The organism is Azospira oryzae (assembly GCF_004217225.1).
GTDB lineage: Bacteria > Pseudomonadota > Gammaproteobacteria > Burkholderiales > Rhodocyclaceae > Azospira > Azospira oryzae.
The window spans coordinates 212,923-232,904 of sequence record NZ_SHKM01000003.1 but is presented as its reverse complement, the minus strand read 5'-3'; the positions used below and the strand labels follow the sequence as shown (position 1 = coordinate 232,904).

The following is a 19,982-nucleotide window of genomic DNA, read 5'->3' as shown; positions in this document are numbered from 1 at the left end:
CGGCCTAGAGGCCGGCCCGCAGCCAGTCCCGCCAGGCGGCGAAGACGCCGGGGTCCAGGGCGGCGACGATGCGCCGGCGCCACAGGTCGTCGGCGTGGAAGTCGTCCTGCTCCAGGGTGCACATGTGGCCGCCCGCTTCCTTCAGGATTAGGCAGCCGGCGGCGTAATCCCACAGCATCTGGCCGCCGTGCACCGCCACGTCGATGCGGCCCGCGGCCACCTGGCACCACTCCAGGGCGCTGCTGCCGAAGTTGCGCTGGGAGAAGAAGGGCGGTGCCGTGGCGATGCGGACGGCCAGTTCCCGGGGCAGGCGTTTCAGGTCCACATTGGCCACCGCCTGGTCCAGGCTGCCGGCCACCCGGCGCAGGGGCAGGCGCTTGCCGTTCACGTAGGCGCCACCGCCCTCCCAGGCATAGAACAGTTCGTTGGTGATGGGGTTGTAGGTGATGCCCAGGCGGGGCTTGCGCTCCCGCAGCAGGGCGATGGAGACGGCGAAGACGGGCAGGCCATTGACGAAGTTGGTGGTGCCGTCGATGGGATCGATGCACCACACGTCCCCGTTGCCTGCCTCCAGGGCGGCTTCCTGTTCGGCCCGGCTCATTTCCTCGCCGATCACCGGGCAGGGGACGATTTCCGGCAGGCGCTGCAGGAGAAAGCTCTGGCACGCCAGGTCCGCTTCCGAGAGCAGGGTGCCGTCATCCTTGCGGTGGTGGATGGCCTTCATGAAACGGGGCACGATGGCTTCCCGGGCCACCTGGTGTACGGCTGCGATGACCGTTTCAACCGTGTGCCGGTTGGCGTTGTCGGCGTAGCGCATGGAACGGCTCCGGCTCAGGTGTCACGCCATTTCAGGGAACAGCCGATGCTCGGCGTCTGCTCCGCCGGGCCGCGGCCGCCGGCGGCCACCAGGGTCATGGCCTCGAACAGCTCCCGGCGGGCATCGGGGCGGGGGGCATTGCGGCCCGTGTCGTCCAGGCGGCCCCGGTACTGCAGTTGCAGGTCGGCGTTGAAGCCGAAGAAATCCGGGGTGCACACGGCGCCGTAGGCCCGGGCCACGGCCTGACTGTCGTCCAGCACATAGGGGAAGGGCAGGTCCCACTGGCTGGCCAGGGCCTGCATCTGGGCAAAGCCGTCTTCCGGGTAGGCCGCCGTGTCGTTGCTCATGACGGCAATGCTGCCGATGCCGTGGTGGTCGCGCAGTTCCCGGCAGTCCCGCACCAGGCGCTCGAGAATGGCTTTGACGTAGGGGCAGTGGTTGCAGATGAAAATCACCAGCAGGCCCCGGGGACCCCGGGCGCTGGCCGGGCCGTGCTGGCGGCCGTCGGTGCCGGGGAGGAGGAAGTCCGGCGCTTGCCAACCGAAGTCGCAGAGCGGCGTGGTGAGGCTGACCATGGGGAAACTCGCTTTCTGTCAGGGTATGGCAGAGCGGCCCCGATTCTCTGGAACTGGCCCGCAAGCCCCGTGGATGCACGGGAATGGGCGACGTAAGGGCGCGCGCGCCTATAATAGCACGATGACCGATCCCCGCTTTTTCTGCTCCCCCGAGGCCCTCAGCCTGAGTCCCGGGACCTCCGTGGACCTGCCCGAAGGCCCGGCCCGTCATGCCGCCCGGGTATTGCGCCTGCAGGCCGGCGACGGCCTCATCCTCTTCGACGGCCGGGGCGGCGAGTACGGCGCCTGCATCGAGGCCGTGGCCAAGGACCGGGTGCGGGTGCGCCTGGGCGAGCACCAGCCCCGGGAATGCGAGTCGCCCCTGGCCCTGACCCTGATCCAGGCCCTGCAGGGCGGGGACAAGATGGACTTCACCCTGCAGAAGGCGGTGGAACTGGGCGTCAGCCGCTTCCAGCCGGTCTCCAGCCGGCGCAGCGTGGTGCGCCTGGACGGCGAGCGGGCGGCCAAGCGCCTGGAGCACTGGCGCGGCGTCGCTGTCTCCGCCTGCGAGCAGTGCGGCCGCAACCGGCTGCCGGAAGTGGCGCCCCTATTGCCTTTGGAGCGGGCTCTTGGCCAGGCGGAGAGCGCTTCCCGGCGCTTGGTGCTGCTGCCCGGTGCTGCCGTGTCCCTGGCGGCCATGGCGCCGCCGGATGGTCCCGTGTCCCTGCTGGTGGGGGCCGAAGGCGGCCTGGCGCCGGAGGAGGCGGAGGCGGCGGTGGCCGCCGGCTTCACCCCGGTGAGCCTGGGCCCCCGGGTGTTGCGCACCGAAACGGCGGGCCTGGCGGCCTTGGCAGCGATTCAGGCCCTGTGGGGCGATTTCAGGGGAGGTTGAGTCATGTTTGAATCGGCGGAACTGGAACACCGGGTCGACAAGAAGGATTTCGACGCCCAGGTGCCCCAGCTGCGGGCAGACCTGCTGGATGCCCAGTACGACGTGCTGCAGGCCAAGCGCTTCCCGGTGATCATCCTGGTGAACGGCGTGGACGGGGCCGGCAAGGGCGAGACGGTGAATCTGCTCAACTCCTGGATGGACCCGCGCCACATCGACACCCACGCCTTCCCGCCTCCCTCCGACGAGGAGCGGGAGCGGCCGCCCATGTGGCGCTTCTGGCGTTCCCTGCCGCCCAAGGGCCGGGTCGGCATCATGTTCGGCAACTGGTACACCGATCCCATCCAGGGCCGGGTGAACGGCACTTTCAAGACTTCCGAGCTGGACCAGCGCCTGGAGGAGATCGTCCGCTTCGAGAAGATGCTCACCGACGAAGGTGCCCTGCTCATCAAGTTCTGGTTCCACCTTTCCAAGAACGACCAGAAAAAGCGTCTCAAGGCCCTCTCCAAGGACCCCAAGCAGAGCTGGCGGGTGAGCGAGCAGGACTGGTGGCGCTACGAGCATTACGACGAATACCGGGAAGTCTCCGAACACGCCCTGCGCCACAGCAGCACCGGCAATGCCCCCTGGGTGGTGGTGGACGGCTTCGACGAGCGCTACCGTTCCCTGGCCGTGGGCCGCATCGTGCTGGATGCCATGCGCCGCCGCCTGGCCCGGCCGGACAGCAACCTGCGCATCGCCGCCGCCCCCTTCCAGCGGCCGGTGCCCGGGGAGAACCTGCTCACCGCCCTGGACATGTCCAAGGCCCTGGCCAAGAAGAAGTACGAAAGCGAGCTGGCCGAGTGGCAGGGCCGGCTCAACGCCCTGTGCCGGGACGAGCGCTTCCAGGGCCGTTCCCTCATCGCCGTCTTCGAGGGCAACGACGCCGCCGGCAAGGGCGGCACCATCCGCCGCATCACCAGTGCCCTGGATGCCCGCCAGTACCGCATCGTGCCCATCGCCGCCCCCACCGAGGAAGAGCGGGCCCAGCCCTACCTGTGGCGCTTCTGGCGCCAGGTGCCGCGCCACGGCCGGGTCACCATCTTCGACCGTTCCTGGTACGGCCGGGTGCTGGTGGAGCGGGTCGAGGGCTTTTGCGGCGAGGCCGACTGGATGCGGGCCTACGCCGAGATCAACGACTTCGAGGACCAGCTGGTGCGGGACGGCGCCGTGGTCGCCAAGTTCTGGCTGGCCATCAGCAAGGACGAGCAGTACCGCCGCTTCAAGGAGCGGGAGGACACCCGCTTCAAGCGCTTCAAGATCACCGACGAAGACTGGCGCAACCGGGAAAAGTGGGACGACTACGAGCAGGCGGTGTGCGACATGGTGGACCGCACCAGCACCGAAATCGCCCCCTGGACCCTGGTGCCGGCCAACGACAAGAACTACGCCCGCATCCATCTCTTGCGTACGCTGTGCGAGCATCTGGAAAGGTCGTTGAAAAAAGACCCTGCCAAGAGCGGGAAAAAGAAATGAGACTGTCGTAAAGTCTCCCCTTGCCCATCGTGCGCTTGCCCTCAGAACAGCCCGCCCATGACCGATAACGCCCTGCCCAACGCCGCCCAGTTCGTCGCCTGGTTCCGTTCCGTCGCGCCCTACGTCAATGCCTTCCGCGGCAAGACCTTCGTCGTCGCCTTCGGCGGCAAGTCCATCTCCGGCCCCCTGGCCCGCACCTTCGCCTACGACGTCAGCCTGCTGGCCAACCTGGGGGTGCGTCTGGTGCTAGTGCATGGCTCCCGCCCCCAGATCGAGGAAGAGCTGCGGGAGAAAGGCCTGGAAAGCCGCTTCCACGCCGGCCAGCGCATCACCGATGCGGATACCCTGGACTGCGTCATCGATGCCGTCGGCAGCGTGTACCTGGAAGTGGAGGCCCTCCTTTCCCAGGGACTACCCAACACGCCCATGGCCGGCAACACCATCCGGGTGGTGGGCGGCAACTTCATCACCGCCCGCCCCATGGGGGTGCTGGACGGGGTGGACCTGCAATACACCGGCGCCGTGCGCAAGATCGACGCGGAAGGCCTGAAGGCCCAGTTGGGCCTGGGCAACATCGTCCTGCTTTCCAACCTGGGGGCCAGTCCCACCGGCGAGATCTTCAACCTTTCCATGGAGGAAGTGGCGGAGGAGGCGGCCAAGGCCCTGGGGGCGGACAAGCTGATTTTCCTCACCGACAGCCAGGGCGCCACCGATGCGGAGGGCAACCTGCTGGACGAGCTGACCGCCGATGCGGCGGAACAGCTGGCCCGAGTCGGCGAATGGCTGTCGCCGGACCTGAAGCGCTATCTGCCCTGTGCCGTGCGCGCCAGCCGGCGGGGCGTGGGTCGGGTGCATATCATCGGTTACGAACTGGACGGCGCCGTCCTGCACGAGCTGTTCACCCACGACGGCGTCGGTACCGTGGTCACCCGGGACCCGCTGGATACCCTGCGGGACGCCAAGCCCGACGACATCGGCGGCCTGGTGGGCCTGATCGCCCCCCTGGAAGAGGACGGCACCCTGGTGCACCGGCCCCGGGAGCTGCTGGAGCGGGAAATCGGCCGCTTCTCGGTGGTGGAGCACGATGGCGTCATCGTCGGCTGCGCCGCCCTCTACCCCTACGCGGAAGACGGGCAGAAGGCAAAGACGGCGGAGCTGGCCTGCCTGGCAGTCTCGCCGGAACATCGCCGCTGGGGCTACGGCGAACGCCTGATGCAGCACATCGAGGTCAAGGCCAAGGCGGCCGGGGTGAAGCGGCTGTTCGTGCTCACCACCCGCACCACCCACTGGTTCATCGAACGGGGCTTTGCCCTGGCCTCGGTGGACGAGCTGCCGGAAGAAAAGCGCCACATGTACAACCTGCAGCGCCGCTCCAAGGTGCTGATGAAGAGTCTGGGCAAGTAGGGCCTCGCGCCCCATGGCCCCACAGTGACTGGGGGCTTTGGCGGTACGGCGGCGGCCTCGCGATATAATCATCCCCAACCAATTTCTGGAGGAAGCACCATGGCAAGAACCGTCAACTGCATCAAGCTGGGCCGGGAGGCCGAAGGCCTGGATTTCGCCCCCTACCCGGGCGAACTGGGCAAACGCATTTTCGAGAACGTCTCCAAGGAAGCCTGGCAGCAGTGGATTCGCCTGCAGACCATGATCATCAACGAGAACCGTCTCAACCTGGCCGACCAGCGCCATCGCCAATACCTGGCCGAGCAGCTGGAAAAGCACTTCTTCGGCGAAGGCGCCGAACAGGTGCAGGGCTTTGTGCCGCCCCAGTCCTGAAACCAAGGGCTGCAGGAAAATAAACCGCGGAATCCCCGCGGTTTTTTTGTCTCTGATCGGTTGCGATCTGCCGAGGCCGAGCTTTAGCGGGCGTAGCGCAGCAGGCGCCGCCCATCGTCAGTGGTATGGCAGCGGTAGATTTCAGGGCCCAAGAAGACGCCATAGGCATTGCGCACCATCACCTCCACCTGGAAGGTACGGGCTGTGGTCTGCCGGCTTGCCCCGTAGGCGATGATGTCGGACTGGCCGCCGCTGACTTGGTGGATGCGTACACTTTCCGGGTTTTCAATGCGGAAGTGTTCGACGAAGCGGTCGCGGCAAAGCTGGGCGCCCAGTTCCTTGGGGCCGCCGCCATCCTGATGGATGGTGCCGCTGGCGTAGTGTTTCAGTTCCCGCCCATCCGGGCAGGGCTTGTCGCTGAAGGTGTTGCCGCAGCGGTACATACCGCCTGCCTGGGCCGCCAGTTGCACAGCCGCCAGTATCAGTCCCGTCGCCCATCGTCCTTTCCGCTTCATCGTCGCTCCCTGTTTGTTTATTACAAGAGCATAACCCAGTTTGGTTCGGCAAAGAAAAAGCCGCCCGCAGGCGGCTTGTGCCAGTCAGCTGGAGACTGAATCCAGCAGGGGGGCGGTTCAGCTGTTGGCGATTTCCCGGTCGATTTCTTCCAGGGTGGCGTGGCGCACGTTGAGGCCCTTGACCATGTAGATCACGTATTCGGCGATGTTCTTGGCGTGGTCGCCGACCCGCTCGATGGCCTTGGCGATGGACATGATGTCCAGGGAGCGGGAGATGGTGCGGGGGTCTTCCATCATGTAGGTGATGAGCTGGCGCACCACGGAGCTGTATTCCACGTTCACCGCCTCGTCCTGGTGCACCACTTCGGCGGCGGCCGTGACGTTGAGGCGGGCAAAGGCGTCCAGGGCCGTGTGCAGCATCTCCAGGGACAGGTCGGCCATGTGCCGCAGTTCCACGTCCGGGGTGAAGGAGGTGTGCTGAGCGTTAAGGGCCAGGCCCAGGCGGCCGATCTTGTGGGCCTTGTCGCCGATGCGCTCCAGATCGGAAATGGCCTTGATCACGGTGGTGATCATGCGCAGGTCGATGGCGGTGGGCTGGCGCTTGGCGATGACCTGGTTGCAGGCTTCGTCCAGTTCGATTTCCAGCTGGTTCACCCGGGCATCCTCCCGGACCACCGCTTCGAGCAGGCTGGTATCTGCAGCGTAGAGGCCCTGCATGGCCTTCTTCACCTGTTGCTCGACCAGTCCGCCCATCTGCAGCACACGGGTGCGCAGGCTTTCCAGCTCGATATCGAATTGCTTGTAGGTATGTTCGCTCATGGCTTCCATGGTCGCGGTCCTGTTGGGGTCAGAACCGGCAACGTTAGCAGGCTAATGTGACAGGGAAGTTTCAGCGCCCCCGCCGTTCCGGTCAAGCGCTAAGTGTCTTGACCCCTTCCGGGGTGCCCAGCAGCAGGATGTCGGCACCGCGGCGGGCGAAGAGGCCGTTGGTCACAACGCCGACGACCTGGTTGATGCGGCTTTCCAGATCCACCGGATCGGCGATGGAGAGGCCGTGTACATCGAGAATGATGTTGCCGTTGTCGGTAAGGAAGCCCTCGCGCAGCTTCGGCGTGCCTCCCAGCTTGGCCAGCTCCCGCGCCACCTGGGCCCGGGCCATGGGGATCACTTCCACCGGCAGGGGGAACTTGCCCAGGGCCTGGACCAGCTTGGAGCCGTCGGCGATGCAGATGAAGGTCTCGGCCACGGCGGCCACGATCTTCTCCCGGGTCAGGGCGCCGCCGCCGCCCTTGATCATGTGCAGCTTGGGCGTCACCTCGTCGGCACCATCCACATACACGGGCATGGTACTGACGTCGTTGAGGTCCAGCACCGGGATGCCGTGGCCCTTGAGGCGGGCGGCCGTGGCTTCGGAGCTGGCCACGGCGCCGCGGAAGCGGCCCTTCATGGCGGCCAGGGCGTCGATGAAACAGTTGGCGGTGGAGCCGGTGCCGACGCCGATGATGGCATCTTCGGCGACGCGGCTGGCCACGTAATCGGCAGCGGCACGGGCCACTGCCTGCTTGAGTTCGTCCTGGGTCATGGGGGAATCCGGTGGGGGCTGGAAAAGCCCTATTTTACCGGAGGGATTGGCCGCCGGCGGACTCAGGCCTCATTTTCCCGGTAGAGGATGAGCTGGTAGTCGGGGCCGCTCTCCTGGATGCCGGCCAGGCGGATGGGCTGGCGCTTGCCGCCGATGATGAGGTCGGCCCGGCGGTCCGGGGTGTAGGTGTCCGGCGGTACGGCCAGCAGGCGTTCCTCCCGGGAGATGAGGATGGCATCGAGCAGGCCCAGGCCCATGGCTTCGGGAATCTGCTCGTTCCAGGGGCAATCGGCATTCTTGTCTGCCAGCTGCACCTGGGCGCAGGCCGGGATGCCGGGGAAGACGGTCAGGCCGGCATTGGGCTTGCCGTGGCTGCGGCCGAGGCGGCGGATGATGCCGACCCGCCAGTCGATCTCATGTTCGAGGCGGTACCCCACCAGGGCGCCGATGCTGTGCCAGGGGCGGCGGAAGGGCAGGCGCGCGCCCAGGCCGGCGGCGCTCAGGTCCAGGCCTTCCCAGGTGTCGGTGATCTGCTGGATGCCCGTGCTTTCCAGGGCCTGGAGCACTTCCAGGGGGGTCTTGGGCGGCGCCTGCTTTTCTTCCTCGGGACGGGCACCACCCTCGACCCGATGCAGGTCCAGGATGCGGACGTGGCCCTTGTAGTCCAGGGTGCGGCCGGAGCGGGCGAATTCGGCGGCGGCGATGGCGCGCCGGGCCATGGAGAGGCCGGCCACCACCAGCAGATTGGCCGCCAGGGGCGTACGTTCCTGCTGGCGCGTCGGTGGGGTGAGGGACCAATGCTGGATCAGCAGATGGAGGAGATCCATGGCCGTGCGGGTGTCGCACTGGCAGTTGTCCAGCCAATCCGGCAGCTTGCCGCTGGTTTGCAGAGTGGCGCGCAGCTTGATGAGTTGTGCCTGGGCCGGGCCGGGGCCGAAATAGCGCCAGGAAGGACCCATTTCTTGGCCGGGGCTGCAACGGCTGGGGCCGTCGGTGGCTTCCAGATTGATGCGGAAAGGCGTCTGGGAGGTAAAGCTGTCGATGAACAGGCAGTGGGATTCCACCTTGCGGATGGTGCGGTCCAGCGCTTCCATCTGGGGCGGTGTCAGGTTGGACAGGGGCACGGACTCGAACAGGACTCCGACCAGGTATTCACGCCAGACGCTGGTGGTTTCCGGCAGGTCCGGGTAGGCACTGACCTTGCCGTGCAACAGCCCCAGGTTACGGGCCAGGAACAGGACTTCGTGGCAGGTCCTCCACCACAGGGCATCCGGTCCCACATAGTTGAACTGGGCGATCTTCTTGCCCCACACCAGGGCCTGCATGGTGCGTACCGCCAACTTGGTGAGACGGGTGCGATCGGGCTCCTTGCCCGACTGGATTGCCTGCTGGGCCAGAGCTTCGAGCACGTGGCGATAGGCCTGGTAGGCGCTCCGGTAGTGGTGCTCCAGGGTTTTCAGCAGGCGATCGGCCAGGTAGTCCTGGCGGTTGTCGTTGAAATAATTGATCCAGGCTTCAGCCAGGGCCGGCTGGATGTTCTCGTCCAGGCGTTCCACTGCCCGGGCGACACTTTCCGGCGGCATGTCGGCGGAAAGCTGTTCCGGGTGTTCCAGCCACTGATCCACATCCTGCAGGGTGGTTTGCGGATTGACCCGCGGAATCTGGGCCAGATAGGCGTCAATCCCCTTGTCGCTGCCCAGGGGGTGATCGCTGCCAGAATTCTTCAGGCGGGAAGTGATCCAGTTAAGCATGATGGTCTGTCACGCAGGTGCAATAAGGGGAGGAGTCTATTCCTTTTTTCTTTGAAAATTAAGGAGTCTCGGGGTTCCCCCCGGTTTTGCGCAAAAAGTAAAAGGCCGCCCGGGGTGGGCGGCCTTGCGGGGTGGTGCTTGCCGGCAGGTGGCGGCCGGCTTATTTCTTTTTAATCGGCGGCAGGTCGGTGCAGCTGCCGTGGGCCACTTCCGCCGCCATGCCGATGGATTCGCAGAGGGTCGGATGGGGGTGGATGGTCTTGCCGATATCCACTGCATCGCAGCCCATTTCCACGGCCAGGCAGACTTCGCCGATGAGGTCGCCGGCGTTCATGCCGACGATGCCGCCGCCCAGCAGGCGATGGCTTTCGGCGTCGAACAAGAGCTTGGTGAAGCCTTCCTCGGCGCCGTTGGCGATGGCCCGGCCGCTGGCCGCCCAGGGGAACACGGCTTTTTCAAACTTTATGCCATCGTTCTTGAGCTGGTCTTCGGTCTTGCCGGCCCAGGCGATTTCCGGATGGGTGTAGGCCACGCTGGGAATCTGCAGGGCGTCGAAGGCAGCCTTCTCGCCGGCGGCGACTTCGGCGGCGACGTGGGCTTCATGCACCGCCTTGTGGGCCAGCATGGGCTGGCCGACGATGTCGCCGATGGCAAAGATGTGGGGCACGTTGGTGCGCATCTGGGCATCCACATTGATGAAGCCCCGGTCGGTGACGGCGACGCCGGCCTTGTCGGCGGCGATCTTCTTGCCGTTGGGAGTACGGCCGACAGCCACCAGCACCAGGTCGAAGGCCTCCTTCTCGCCGGTGGAGTAGGTGACCTCGATACCTTCGGCCTTGGCTTCGGCGGCGGTGACGCCGGTGGCCAGCAGGATGCGGTCGAAGCGCTGGGCGTTCTTCTTCTCCCAGACCTTGACCAGATCCCGGTCGGCGCCGGGCATCAGGCCCGGGCCCAGTTCCACCACGGTGATGCGGGCGCCCAGGGCGCTGTACACCGTGGCCATTTCCAGGCCGATGATGCCGCCGCCGATGACCAGCATCTTCTTCGGCACCGAGCGCAGTTCCAGGGCGCCGGTGGAGTCGATGACCCGGGGATCGTCCTCGGGCATGAAGGGCAGGGCCACGGGCTGGGAGCCGGCGGCGATGATGGCGTTCTTGAACTTCACCACCTGCTTCTTGCCGTCGGCCGCTGTGACTTCGATGTGGTGCGGGTCGATGAACTGGCCCACGCCCTGCACGTGCTGCACCTTGCGGCCCTTGGCCATGCCGGCGAGACCGCCGGTGAGCTTGCCGACCACCTTTTCCTTGTGGGCCCGCAGCTTGTCCACATCCACCTGGGGGGCGGCGAAGGTGACGCCGCAGTCGGCCAGGTGCTGGGCTTCTTCCAGTACCGCGGCTACATGCAGCAGGGCCTTGGAGGGAATGCAGCCGACGTTGAGGCAGACGCCGCCCAGGGTCGGGTAGCGTTCCACCAGCACGGTCTTGAGACCCAGGTCGGCGGAGCGGAAGGCGGCGGAATAGCCGCCGGGGCCGGCGCCCAGCACCAGCATGTCGCATTCGACGTCAGCACCGCCGCTGTGGCTTCCAGCCACGGGGGCCGGAGCTGCTGCAGGAGCGGGCTTTGCCGCCGGGGCGGCGGGCTGGGGCGCCGGGGCAGCGGCGCTGGCACCTGCTTCCACCACCACGATCACCGTGCCTTCGGCCACCTTGTCGCCCAGCTTGACCTTGATTTCCTTGACCACGCCGGCGGCCGACGAGGGTACGTCCATGGTGGCCTTGTCCGACTCCAGGGAGACCAGGGGGTCTTCCACCTTCACCGTGTCGCCGACCTTGACGAACACTTCAATGACGGGCACGTCCTTGAAGTCGCCGATATCCGGGACTTTCACTTCAACCAGTTGGCTCATGTTCTCTCTCCCTTACAGCATGACCCGGCGGAAATCCGCCAGCAGCTTGGCCAGTTCGGCGTTGAAGCGGGTCGCCAGGGCGCCGTCGATGACGCGGTGGTCGGCGGAGAGGGACAGGGGCACGATCAGGCGCGGCACGAATTCCTTGCCGTTCCACACCGGCTTCATGCTGGACTTGGAAACGCCCAGGATGGCCACTTCCGGCGCATTGACGATGGGGCTGAAAGCCGTGCCGCCGATGCCGCCGACGGAAGAAATGGTGAAGGTGGCGCCCTGCATGTCGGCGGGCTTCAGCTTGCCGTCCCGGGCCAGCTTGGCCAGTTCGCCGGTTTCCTTGGCGATCTCCAGCACGCCCTTCTTGTCGGCGTCCTTCAGTACCGGCACCACCAGGCCGTTGGGCGTGTCGGCGGCGAAACCGATGTGGTAGTACTTCTTGTACACCAGGTTGTCGCCATCCAGGGAGGTGTTCAGTTCGGGGAACTGCTGCAGCACCTTGACGCAGGCCTTGATGATGAAGGCCAGCATGGTCAGCTTCTGGCCGCTCTTTTCGTTTTCCTTGTTCAACTGCACCCGGAAGGCTTCCAGGTCGGTGATGTCCGCGTCCTCGTGGTAGGTCACGGCGGGGATCATCACCCAGTTGCGCGCCAGGTTGGCGCCGGAAATCTTCTTGATGCGGGAGAGGGGCTTGGCTTCGATGGGGCCGAACTTGGCGAAGTCCACCTTGGGCCAGGGCAGCAGGTCCAGGGAGCCGCCGCCGGTGATGCCGCCGCCGCCCACCTGGGTGGGGGCCACGGTCTGGCCGGACATGACGCCTTTGATGTAGGCCTTCACGTCTTCGGCCTGGATGCGGCTCTTGGGGCCGGTGGCGGTGACCTTGGAGAGATCCACGCCCAGTTCCCGGGCAAAGGCGCGCACCGAGGGGGAGGCGTGCACCTTGCCGCCCAGGGCCAGGCCGTAGGGCGCGGCAGCGGGGGCCGGGGTGAAGGGCTTGGTGGGCGCGGGGCCGTCCAGTTCCGGCGGGATGACCGCGGGGGCGGCCGGTGCCGGTGCGGCAGCCGCAGGGGCTGCAGCCACGGCGGCCACGGCACCGGAGGCGCCTTCCAGCACCACCACCACACTGCCTTCGGAAACCTTGTCGCCGACCTTGACCCTAACTTCCTTGACCACGCCGGCGGCGGAAGAGGGTACGTCCATGGTGGCCTTGTCGGACTCCAGGGAGCACAGGGCATCTTCCTGTTTCACCGTGTCGCCGACCTTGACGAACACTTCGATGACCGGCACGTCCTTGAAGTCGCCGATGTCCGGCACCTTCACTTCCACCGGGCCGGAGGCGGCCGGGGCCGGGGCGGCAGCAACAGGCGCAGGGGTCGCGGGGGCTGCTGCCACCGGAGCCGGCGCAGCGGCCTGGGGCGCGGGGACCGCCGCAGCGGCGCCGCTTGCGGCACTTTCCAGGATCACCACCACGCTGCCTTCGGCAACCTTGTCACCGACCTTGATCTTCACTTCCTTGACCACGCCGGCGGCGGAAGAGGGCACGTCCATGGTGGCCTTGTCGGACTCCAGGGAGCACAGGGGATCTTCCACCTTCACGGTGTCGCCCGGCTTGACGAAAATTTCGATGACCGGCACATCTTTGAAATCGCCGATGTCCGGGACCTTCACTTCAATGGTTTGGCTCATTGTTCTTCTCCGTCAGGCGATTAGCAGGTCTGGGGATTCAGCTTTTCGGGGTCCAGGCCGTACTTGACCAGGGCCGCAGCCACCTTCTCGCGCTCGATCTGGCCATCGTCGGCCAGGGCCTTGAGGGAGGCCAGGACGACCCAGTGGCGATCCACCTCGAAGAAGTGGCGCAGCTTCTCCCGGGTGTCGGAGCGGCCGAAGCCGTCGGTGCCCAGGGTGACGTAGCGGCGGTTGATGAAGGGACGGATCTGCTCGGAGTAGAGACGCACGTAGTCGGTAGAGGCGATGACCGGACCGCGGGTATCGTCCAGGCATTCTTCCACGTGGCTCTTCTTCGGCTTTTCCAGGGGGTGCAGCAGGTTCCAGCGGGCCGTGTCCTGGCCGTTGCGGGCCAGTTCGTTGAAGCTGGGGCAGGACCACAGGTCGGCTTCCACGCCCCAGTCGTTCTTCAGCAGCTCGGCGGCGGCCATCACTTCGCGGAAGATGGTGCCGGAGCCCAGCAGCTGCACGCGGGGAGCGTCGGAAGCGGCGCCCTTCTTGAACTGGTACATGCCCTTGACGATGTTGGCTTCGGCACCGGCCGGCATTTCGGGGTGCTCGTAGTTCTCGTTCATCACCGTCAGGTAGTAATAGACGTCCTCCTGCTCCTTGAACATGCGGCGCAGGCCATCCTGCATGATCACGGCCACTTCGTAGGCGAAGGTGGGGTCGTAGGAGACGCAGTTGGGGATCAGGCCGGAGAGGATCAGGGAATGGCCGTCCTCGTGCTGCAGGCCTTCGCCGTTCAGGGTGGTGCGGCCGGCGGTGCCGCCCACCAGGAAGCCCCGGGCGCGCTGGTCGCCGGCAGCCCAGCACAGATCCATGGTGCGCTGCAGACCGAACATGGAGTAGCAGATGTAGAAGGGCACCATCTGTACGCCGTGGGTGCTGTAGGCGGTGGCGGCGGCGATCCAGTCGGCCATGGCGCCGGCCTCGTTGATGCCTTCCTGCAGGATCTGGCCGTCCTGGGATTCCTTGTAGAACATCAGCTGGTCGTGGTCCTGGGGTACGTACTTCTGGCCCTCCTGGTTCCAGATGCCGACCTGGCGGAACATGCCTTCCATGCCGAAGGTGCGGGACTCGTCCGGCACGATGGGCACGATGTGGCGGCCGATGTTCTTGTCCTTGAGCAGGGTGGACAGGACCCGCACGATGGCCATGGTGGTGGATATTTCCCGACCTTCGCCGGTGGCCTTGAGCAGGCCCTCGAAGGCGGCCAGCTCGGGCACCGCCAGGGGGGCGGCCTTTTCGCGGCGCTGGGGCAGGTAGCCACCCAGGGCCAGGCGGCGTTCCCGCATGTAGGTCAGTTCGGGAGAGCCTTCCTCGAACTTCAGGTAGGGCACCTCGTCGATCTTGTCGTCCGGCACCGGCAGGTTGAAGCGGTCGCGCATGCGACGCAGGGCCTCGTGGCCCATCTTCTTGGTCTGGTGGGTGGTGTTCTGGGCCTCGCCGGCCTCGCCCATGCCGAAACCCTTGATGGTCTTGGCCAGGATCAGGGTGGGCTTGCCCTTGTGTTCGGTGGCGGCCTTGAAGGCGGTGAAGATCTTGAACATGTCGTGGCCACCACGGTTCAGGGCCCACACTTCGTCGTCGGTCCAGTCGGCCACCAGTTCCTTCAGTTCCGGCGTGTTGAAGAAGTACTCGCGCACGTAGGCGCCGTCCTTGGCCTTGAAGGTCTGGTACTCGCCGTCCACGCATTCCATCATGCGCTTCTTCAGGATGCCCTTCTTGTCGCGGGCGAAGAGGGCGTCCCAGTGGGTGCCCCAGATCAGCTTGATGACGTTCCAGCCGGCGCCGCGGAAGTCGCCTTCCAGTTCCTGGATGATCTTGCCGTTGCCGCGCACCGGGCCGTCCAGGCGCTGCAGGTTGCAGTTGATGACGAAAATCAGGTTGTCCAGCTTTTCCCGGGCGGCCATGCCGATGGCGCCGAGGGATTCCACCTCGTCCACCTCGCCGTCGCCGAGGAAGGCCCACACCTTGCGGCCTTCGGTCTGCACCAGGTTGCGGCACTGCAGGTACTTCATGAAGCGGGCCTGGTAGATGGCCTGCAGGGGGCCCAGGCCCATGGAGACGGTGGGGAACTGCCAGAAATCCGGCATCAGCCAGGGGTGGGGGTAGGAGGAGATGCCCTTGCCGTCCACTTCCTGGCGGAAGTTGTCCATCTGGTCCTCGGTCAGGCGGCCGAGCATGAAGGCGCGGGCGTAGACGCCGGGCACGGAGTGGCCCTGGAAGAAGATCAGGTCGCCGCCGTGGTTGTCGGAGGCGGCGTTCCAGAACCAGTTGAAGCCCACGTCGTAGAGCACGGCGGAGGAAGCGAAGGAGGCGATGTGGCCGCCCACGTTGGTGTGCTTGTTGGCCCGCACCACCATGGCCATGGCGTTCCAGCGGATGTAGGAGCGGATGCGCTCTTCCAGGTCCGGGTTGCCCGGGTAGTTGGGCTGCTTCTCGGCGGGGATGGTGTTGATGTATTCGGTGGTGGCGCTGTAGGGAATGTCCACGCCTTCCTCACGGGCCTGTCCGATGAGCTTCTCGATCAGGTAGTGGGCCCGGTCCGGGCCTTCCTTCTCGATCACGCCTTCGAGGGCGTCGACCCATTCCTTGGTTTCCTGGGGATCGGCATCAACCGATTGGGGAACTTCGGGCAGTGCTGCCATGGTTTGTCTCCTATTTGGAAGGACGTTTTTTTGTTGCGCACCGGGTGGGGCGGCAACACCTAGCTTAGACCGAAACGATAGCTTCGCCTAGCGAATTTCCACATTGTAAAAACACAGTTCGTATTGTGCAACATTGCACTGCAACATAGAGCAGGACTGGGCCCGGGGTGCCTGGCAGTCTCCTCGGCGGGCCGGTGGCCCCGGTGAGGGCGGCTCAGGGCACGTGGCGCAGGCGTACGCCGTAGGCATGGACCACCCGGCCGCCGCGGACCTCGCCCATGACCGGGGTGTCGAGCCGGTCGATGGCTTCGTGGTCGTTGGGACTGAAAGGGCGCTCGTAGATCTGTACCACCCCTTCCACCTTGTCCCGCAGATTCTCCAGGGCCGCCTTCAGGCGCGGGCCGTCGGTGCTGCCGGCCTGGCGGATGGCGGCAGCCAGCAGCAGCATGGCGTCGTAGCCCTGGGCCGCGGCCGAAGGCACCGGGATGCGGGGGGCGCCGCTGGCTTTCAGGTAGGCGTCGAGGAACTGGCGTCGCTTCAGGGAGGTGCCCTCGTCGATGAAGGTGAGGGGCATGCGCGCCCCTTCCGCATTGGGGCCGGCGTTGTCGATGAAGGAGGACATGGAAAGGGTCCAGCCGCCGATGAGGGGCGCCTCCCAGTGCAGCTTGGCGCGGCCGTTGGCCAGGGCCGCCAGTTCCGGACCGATGCCGTAGGCCAGGATGGCTTCGGCGCCCGCGTCCCGGGCCCGCTGCAGCTGGCGGGTCAGATCGATCTCGCCCAGGTTGAAATGCTCGATGCTGACCGGCTTCAGGCCCTTGGCGGTAAGGGCCTTCTCCAGGTCCTCCCGGCCCAGCTGGCCGTAGTTGGTGGTGTCGTGGATGATGGCCAGGCGCTTGAAGCGGCGCCGCTCCACCGCCTCCTCGACGATCATGGCCGCCTGGATGGCGTCGCTGTTGGAGACGCGGAAGACATAGTTCTCGGCGTAGTGGGGCTGCAGGAACTGCTTGGTGATGATGGAGCCGGTGGCCACGGCGGTGAGTACCGGAATGCGGGCATCCTGGAAGTAATGCTGGCTGGCCAGGGCCACTCCGGTATTGACGATGCCCACGGCGGCGGTCACCTTCATCTGCACCAGCTCCTGGGCGATCCGGCTGCCCCGCTGGTTGTTGGCCTCGTCGTCCCGCTCCACCAGTTGCAGGGGGCGCCCCAGGAGGCCGCCGCCGGCGTTGATCTCCGCCGTCGCCAGGCGGATGCCGTCGCGCATGGACAGGCCCATGGGGCTGGAGCCGCCGGTGAAGGGGCCGTACACGCCGATGCGGATCGGCAGGGGCGCCTGGGGGGCGGCCTGGGCCCAGGCGGGGGCCAGCAGCGCGATGGCCGCGGCGAGGAAGAGCGACAGTCGAGAGGGGAGGGCGGGCAGCATGGGTCGAGCCTACGGGATGGGTCGGGAGGGCGCCAATTCGGGTTATCCCGCAAGCCGCCATTATCCCCTCGCCGGGCCGCCGAGCCACTGCCCATGCGATACTCAGGGTAAACACCAATGGCCCGGCGCTTGTACGGGCAGCGAAGATTGAGACCCGAATTGCCTCCCAGCGCCATGCCGGACCGCGCCGAACCTGCCTCCCTGCCGTATAAAGCCGCCGTTGCCCGGGGCGGGTGGTACTGGCTCGTCCCCTATCTGGCCATCGTTCTTTTCGCCCTCACCATGTTTGCCCTGGTGGGCTACATCGACAAGCGGGATGCGGACGAGCGCCGCGCCATGGTGGAGCGGGACATGCAGTGGGCCGACCAGACCCTGCGCCTGCACCTCACCGCCAATCAGGATTTCCTCGTCCAATTGGGCCGCAACCTGGCCGACGGCGTGCTCGACTACGAGGATTTCCAGATCCGCGCCGCCCAGCACCTGGCCAACAATCCGGAACTGTCGGTGGTGCTGTGGGTGGACCCCAAGGGCAAGGTGCAGTGGGTGGCGCCCTTCGAGGCCACCGAATGGGTGGCCGGGGAAAGCCTGGACCCGACCCAGCAGGACCGTCTGGCCGAAGCCCTGCGCGGCGGCCGGCCCCTCTACGGCAGCACCTACCGCAACCGCCAGGGCGCCGCCTACTTCGATCTGACCATCCCGGTGCAGCGCTGGCGCGAGGACATGGGCGCCATCGTCGGCATCTACAGCACCGACGGCCTGCTGCGCCATCCGGTGCCCACCTGGTTCACCGAAAAATACCGCCTCACCCTGGAGGACGGGGAGGGCAAGGAAGTGGCGGCCAATACGGCGGTGCGCCCCACCAGCAAGGAACTGGCCTACCGCCTCTCCCTGGAACCGCCGGCCAACGGCCTTTCCCTGCGGGCCATTGCCTACGCCACCGACGACGCCTGGTCCCGCACCCTGCCGCCCCTGGTGATCGGCGCCCTGACCCTGGCCCTGATCTGGAGCCTGGCCCTGCTGCGGCGCGACGTGCAGCGCCGCCTGCAGGCGGAGAAGGAGCGGGACCGGCTGTTTTCCCTGTCCCTCGGCCTGCAGTGCATCGCCACCCTGGAAGGCAAGCTGCGCCGGGTCAATCCGGCCTTCGAGCGGGTGCTGGGCTATCCCCTGGGGGAACTGCAGGACAAGTCCCTGCTGGACTTCGTGCACCCGGACGACATGGCCCTGGTGGTGGACATGCTGCGCCATCTGGCGGAAGGGGCGGCCCAGGAATTCGAATGCCGCTTCCACAGCGCCAATGGCCAGGACAAGTGGCTGCTGTGGAGCATCAACCCGGTGCCGGAGGAAAAGCTGCTCTACGCCGTGGCCCACGACATCACCGACCGCAAGACCGCCGAGCAGGCCCTCACCGACGAATACGCCTTCCGCAAAGCCATGGAGGAATCCGTGTCCACCGGTCTGCGGGCCATCGACATGGAAGGCCGCATCATCTACGTGAACCCGGCCTTCTGCCGCATGCTGGGCTGGAGCGAGGCGGAACTGCTGGGTCTCAAGCCCCCCTTCCCCTACTGGCCGCCGGAACACGCCCGCCAGCTGGCCACCAACATCGAGCTGACCCTGGCCGGCCAGGCTCCCGCCAAGGGCTTCGAGCAGCGGGTGATGCGCAAGAACGGCGAGCGCATGGACGTGCGCTTCTACATTTCCCCCCTGATCGACGCCAACGGCAAGCAGACGGGCTGGATGGGGGCCATGACCGACATCACCGAGCCGAAGCGGGTGCGGGGCGAACTGGAACGCTCCCAGGAGCGCTTCATGGCGGTGCTGGACGGCCTGGATTCGGCGGTGTACGTGGCCGACGCCAAGAGCGACGAAATCCTCTTCGGCAACCGGGCCTTCAAGAGTATCTTCGGTTTCGACGCCGTCGGCCGCAACTGCTGGGAAGTGACCGAAGCCTGCCGGCCGCCGGTGGGCGCCTTCGACTGCGACCTGCGCCTGCTCTCGCCGGAAGTGCTGCCGCGCCAGCTGTTCGACGGCGAGGTGCAGAACAGCCTCTCCGGCCGCTGGTACCACCTGCACGACCGGGCCATCCGCTGGGTGGACGGCCGGGTGGTGCGGGTGCAGATCGGCACCGACATCACCGAGCGCAAGCAGATCGAGGAAGTGAACCTGCAGCAGCAGAAGCGCCTGGAGCAGACCTCCCGCCTCATCACCATGGGCGAAATGGCCTCCTCCCTGGCTCACGAGCTGAACCAGCCCCTGGCCGCCATCGCCAACTACTGCATGGGCTGCGTCAAGCGCATGAAGGGCGGCGCCGCCAAGCCGGAGGAGCTGCTGGGGGCCATGGAAAAGGCCAGCTTCCAGGCGGAGCGGGCCGGCAAGATCATCCGCCGCATGCGGGAGTTCGTGAAAAAGAGCGAGCCCAACCGGGGCCAGGTGCTGCTCGGCGACATCGTCGAGGAAGCCCTGGGCTTCGCCGAGATCGAGGCGCGCAAGCAGGGGGTGAACATCTGCGTGGACCTGCCGCCGGAACTGCCGCCCCTGTTTGCCGACCGCATCATGATCGAGCAGGTGCTGCTCAACCTAGTGAAGAACGGCATCGAGGCCATGCGCGACACCCTGCCGGCGGAACGCCGATTGACGGTGTCCGCGACCCTCCCGGACAATCACAGCCTGGAGGTGGCGGTGGCCGACCGGGGTCACGGCCTCGGCAGCACCACCGCCGAGGAACTGTTCGCCCCCTTCTACACCACCAAGCCCGAGGGCATGGGCATGGGCCTGCCCATCTGCCGTTCCATCATCGAGTACCACAAGGGCCGCCTGTGGGCCGACGCCAATCCGGGCGGCGGCACCGTTTTCCGATTCACCCTGCCTTTGGAGGAATGAG

15 protein-coding genes are annotated in these 19,982 nt (G+C 66.3%); 5 read left to right on the top strand and 10 right to left on the bottom strand.

Annotated elements, in window-relative coordinates; genetic code table 11:
- Positions 1 to 4: 4 nt before the first annotated feature.
- Together EV678_RS14865 and EV678_RS14860 are read right to left on the bottom strand one after the other, a co-directional pair.
- Positions 5 to 817 carry an inositol monophosphatase family protein gene (locus tag EV678_RS14865; protein ID WP_014236654.1) on the bottom strand — a complete coding sequence of 271 codons (813 nt, stop codon included), beginning with the start codon at positions 815 to 817 and terminating at the stop codon, positions 5 to 7.
- Positions 818 to 831: 14 nt separating this feature from the next.
- Positions 832 to 1,392, bottom strand: a complete 561-nt coding sequence (locus EV678_RS14860) for a thioredoxin family protein (protein ID WP_130460070.1) — start codon at positions 1,390 to 1,392, stop codon at positions 832 to 834.
- A gap of 121 nt (positions 1,393 to 1,513) precedes the next feature.
- Here EV678_RS14860 and EV678_RS14855 point away from each other — a divergent pair, with 121 nt between their 5' ends.
- The 4 genes from EV678_RS14855 to EV678_RS14840 all read left to right on the top strand — a co-directional run bounded on the left by EV678_RS14855 (position 1,514) and on the right by EV678_RS14840 (position 5,551).
- On the top strand, positions 1,514 to 2,263 hold the full coding sequence (locus tag EV678_RS14855) for a 16S rRNA (uracil(1498)-N(3))-methyltransferase (protein WP_130460069.1): 750 nt from the start codon (positions 1,514 to 1,516) through the stop codon (positions 2,261 to 2,263).
- Positions 2,264 to 2,266: 3 nt separating this feature from the next.
- Complete coding sequence (gene pap / locus EV678_RS14850; RefSeq protein ID WP_130460068.1) at positions 2,267 to 3,775, top strand: polyphosphate:AMP phosphotransferase; 1,509 nt, start codon at positions 2,267 to 2,269, stop codon at positions 3,773 to 3,775.
- 57 nt (positions 3,776 to 3,832) lie between these two features.
- The gene (argA, locus tag EV678_RS14845; protein ID WP_130460067.1) at positions 3,833 to 5,179 is read left to right on the top strand and encodes an amino-acid N-acetyltransferase; all 1,347 of its coding nucleotides are present in this window, start codon (positions 3,833 to 3,835) and stop codon (positions 5,177 to 5,179) included.
- Between the two features lie 99 nt (positions 5,180 to 5,278).
- On the top strand, positions 5,279 to 5,551 hold the full coding sequence (locus tag EV678_RS14840) for an oxidative damage protection protein (RefSeq protein WP_014236659.1): 273 nt from the start codon (positions 5,279 to 5,281) through the stop codon (positions 5,549 to 5,551).
- Between the two features lie 83 nt (positions 5,552 to 5,634).
- On the opposite strand, the gene EV678_RS14835 is transcribed toward EV678_RS14840, so the two are convergent.
- The 8 genes from EV678_RS14835 to EV678_RS14800 all read right to left on the bottom strand — a co-directional run bounded on the left by EV678_RS14835 (position 5,635) and on the right by EV678_RS14800 (position 17,101).
- Entirely contained in the window at positions 5,635 to 5,994 is a 360-nt protein-coding gene (locus tag EV678_RS14835) for a hypothetical protein (RefSeq protein ID WP_130460066.1), read from the bottom strand.
- A gap of 189 nt (positions 5,995 to 6,183) precedes the next feature.
- Positions 6,184 to 6,894 (bottom strand): phosphate signaling complex protein PhoU, encoded by a 711-nt coding sequence (phoU, locus tag EV678_RS14830; RefSeq protein WP_014236661.1) that lies wholly within the window; start codon positions 6,892 to 6,894, stop codon positions 6,184 to 6,186.
- A gap of 82 nt (positions 6,895 to 6,976) precedes the next feature.
- The gene (gene rpiA / locus EV678_RS14825) at positions 6,977 to 7,648 is read right to left on the bottom strand and encodes a ribose-5-phosphate isomerase RpiA (RefSeq protein WP_130460065.1); all 672 of its coding nucleotides are present in this window, start codon (positions 7,646 to 7,648) and stop codon (positions 6,977 to 6,979) included.
- 62 nt (positions 7,649 to 7,710) lie between these two features.
- Complete coding sequence (locus EV678_RS14820; protein ID WP_014236663.1) at positions 7,711 to 9,399, bottom strand: hypothetical protein; 1,689 nt, start codon at positions 9,397 to 9,399, stop codon at positions 7,711 to 7,713.
- Positions 9,400 to 9,559: 160 nt separating this feature from the next.
- Complete coding sequence (gene lpdA / locus EV678_RS14815; protein ID WP_130460064.1) at positions 9,560 to 11,305, bottom strand: dihydrolipoyl dehydrogenase; 1,746 nt, start codon at positions 11,303 to 11,305, stop codon at positions 9,560 to 9,562.
- 12 nt (positions 11,306 to 11,317) lie between these two features.
- Positions 11,318 to 12,985, bottom strand: coding sequence for a dihydrolipoyllysine-residue acetyltransferase (gene aceF, locus EV678_RS14810; protein WP_130460063.1), 1,668 nt, complete (start codon positions 12,983 to 12,985; stop codon positions 11,318 to 11,320).
- Positions 12,986 to 13,005: 20 nt separating this feature from the next.
- Positions 13,006 to 15,678 carry a pyruvate dehydrogenase (acetyl-transferring), homodimeric type gene (gene aceE / locus EV678_RS14805; protein WP_130460062.1) on the bottom strand — a complete coding sequence of 891 codons (2,673 nt, stop codon included), beginning with the start codon at positions 15,676 to 15,678 and terminating at the stop codon, positions 13,006 to 13,008.
- 214 nt (positions 15,679 to 15,892) lie between these two features.
- A complete protein-coding gene (locus EV678_RS14800; protein WP_014236667.1) occupies positions 15,893 to 17,101 on the bottom strand; it encodes an ABC transporter substrate-binding protein in 1,209 nt (402 codons plus the stop codon).
- Between the two features lie 174 nt (positions 17,102 to 17,275).
- Between EV678_RS14800 and EV678_RS14795 the strand changes: the two genes are divergently transcribed.
- Positions 17,276 to 19,981, top strand: coding sequence for a PAS domain-containing sensor histidine kinase (locus EV678_RS14795; protein ID WP_130460061.1), 2,706 nt, complete (start codon positions 17,276 to 17,278; stop codon positions 19,979 to 19,981).
- Position 19,982 lies beyond the last annotated feature (1 nt).

Bases quoted from the DNA above. Each gene is read 5' to 3' on its own strand.
- EV678_RS14855 (WP_130460069.1), top strand. From the start codon at position 1,514: ATGACCGATCCCCGCTTTTTCTGCTCCCCCGAGGCCCTCAGCCTGAGT.
- EV678_RS14865 (WP_014236654.1), bottom strand. From the start codon at position 817: ATGCGCTACGCCGACAACGCCAACCGGCACACGGTTGAAACGGTCATC.
- aceF (WP_130460063.1), bottom strand. From the start codon at position 12,985: ATGAGCCAAACCATTGAAGTGAAGGTCCCGGACATCGGCGATTTCAAA.
- EV678_RS14820 (WP_014236663.1), bottom strand. From the start codon at position 9,399: ATGCTTAACTGGATCACTTCCCGCCTGAAGAATTCTGGCAGCGATCAC.
- EV678_RS14835 (WP_130460066.1), bottom strand. From the start codon at position 5,994: ATGTACCGCTGCGGCAACACCTTCAGCGACAAGCCCTGCCCGGATGGG.
- rpiA (WP_130460065.1), bottom strand. From the start codon at position 7,648: ATGACCCAGGACGAACTCAAGCAGGCAGTGGCCCGTGCCGCTGCCGAT.
- EV678_RS14840 (WP_014236659.1), top strand. From the start codon at position 5,279: ATGGCAAGAACCGTCAACTGCATCAAGCTGGGCCGGGAGGCCGAAGGC.
- pap (WP_130460068.1), top strand. From the start codon at position 2,267: ATGTTTGAATCGGCGGAACTGGAACACCGGGTCGACAAGAAGGATTTC.
- aceE (WP_130460062.1), bottom strand. From the start codon at position 15,678: ATGGCAGCACTGCCCGAAGTTCCCCAATCGGTTGATGCCGATCCCCAG.
- phoU (WP_014236661.1), bottom strand. From the start codon at position 6,894: ATGGAAGCCATGAGCGAACATACCTACAAGCAATTCGATATCGAGCTG.
- EV678_RS14795 (WP_130460061.1), top strand. From the start codon at position 17,276: ATGCCGGACCGCGCCGAACCTGCCTCCCTGCCGTATAAAGCCGCCGTT.
- lpdA (WP_130460064.1), bottom strand. From the start codon at position 11,305: ATGAGCCAACTGGTTGAAGTGAAAGTCCCGGATATCGGCGACTTCAAG.
- EV678_RS14800 (WP_014236667.1), bottom strand. From the start codon at position 17,101: ATGCTGCCCGCCCTCCCCTCTCGACTGTCGCTCTTCCTCGCCGCGGCC.
- EV678_RS14860 (WP_130460070.1), bottom strand. From the start codon at position 1,392: ATGGTCAGCCTCACCACGCCGCTCTGCGACTTCGGTTGGCAAGCGCCG.
- argA (WP_130460067.1), top strand. From the start codon at position 3,833: ATGACCGATAACGCCCTGCCCAACGCCGCCCAGTTCGTCGCCTGGTTC.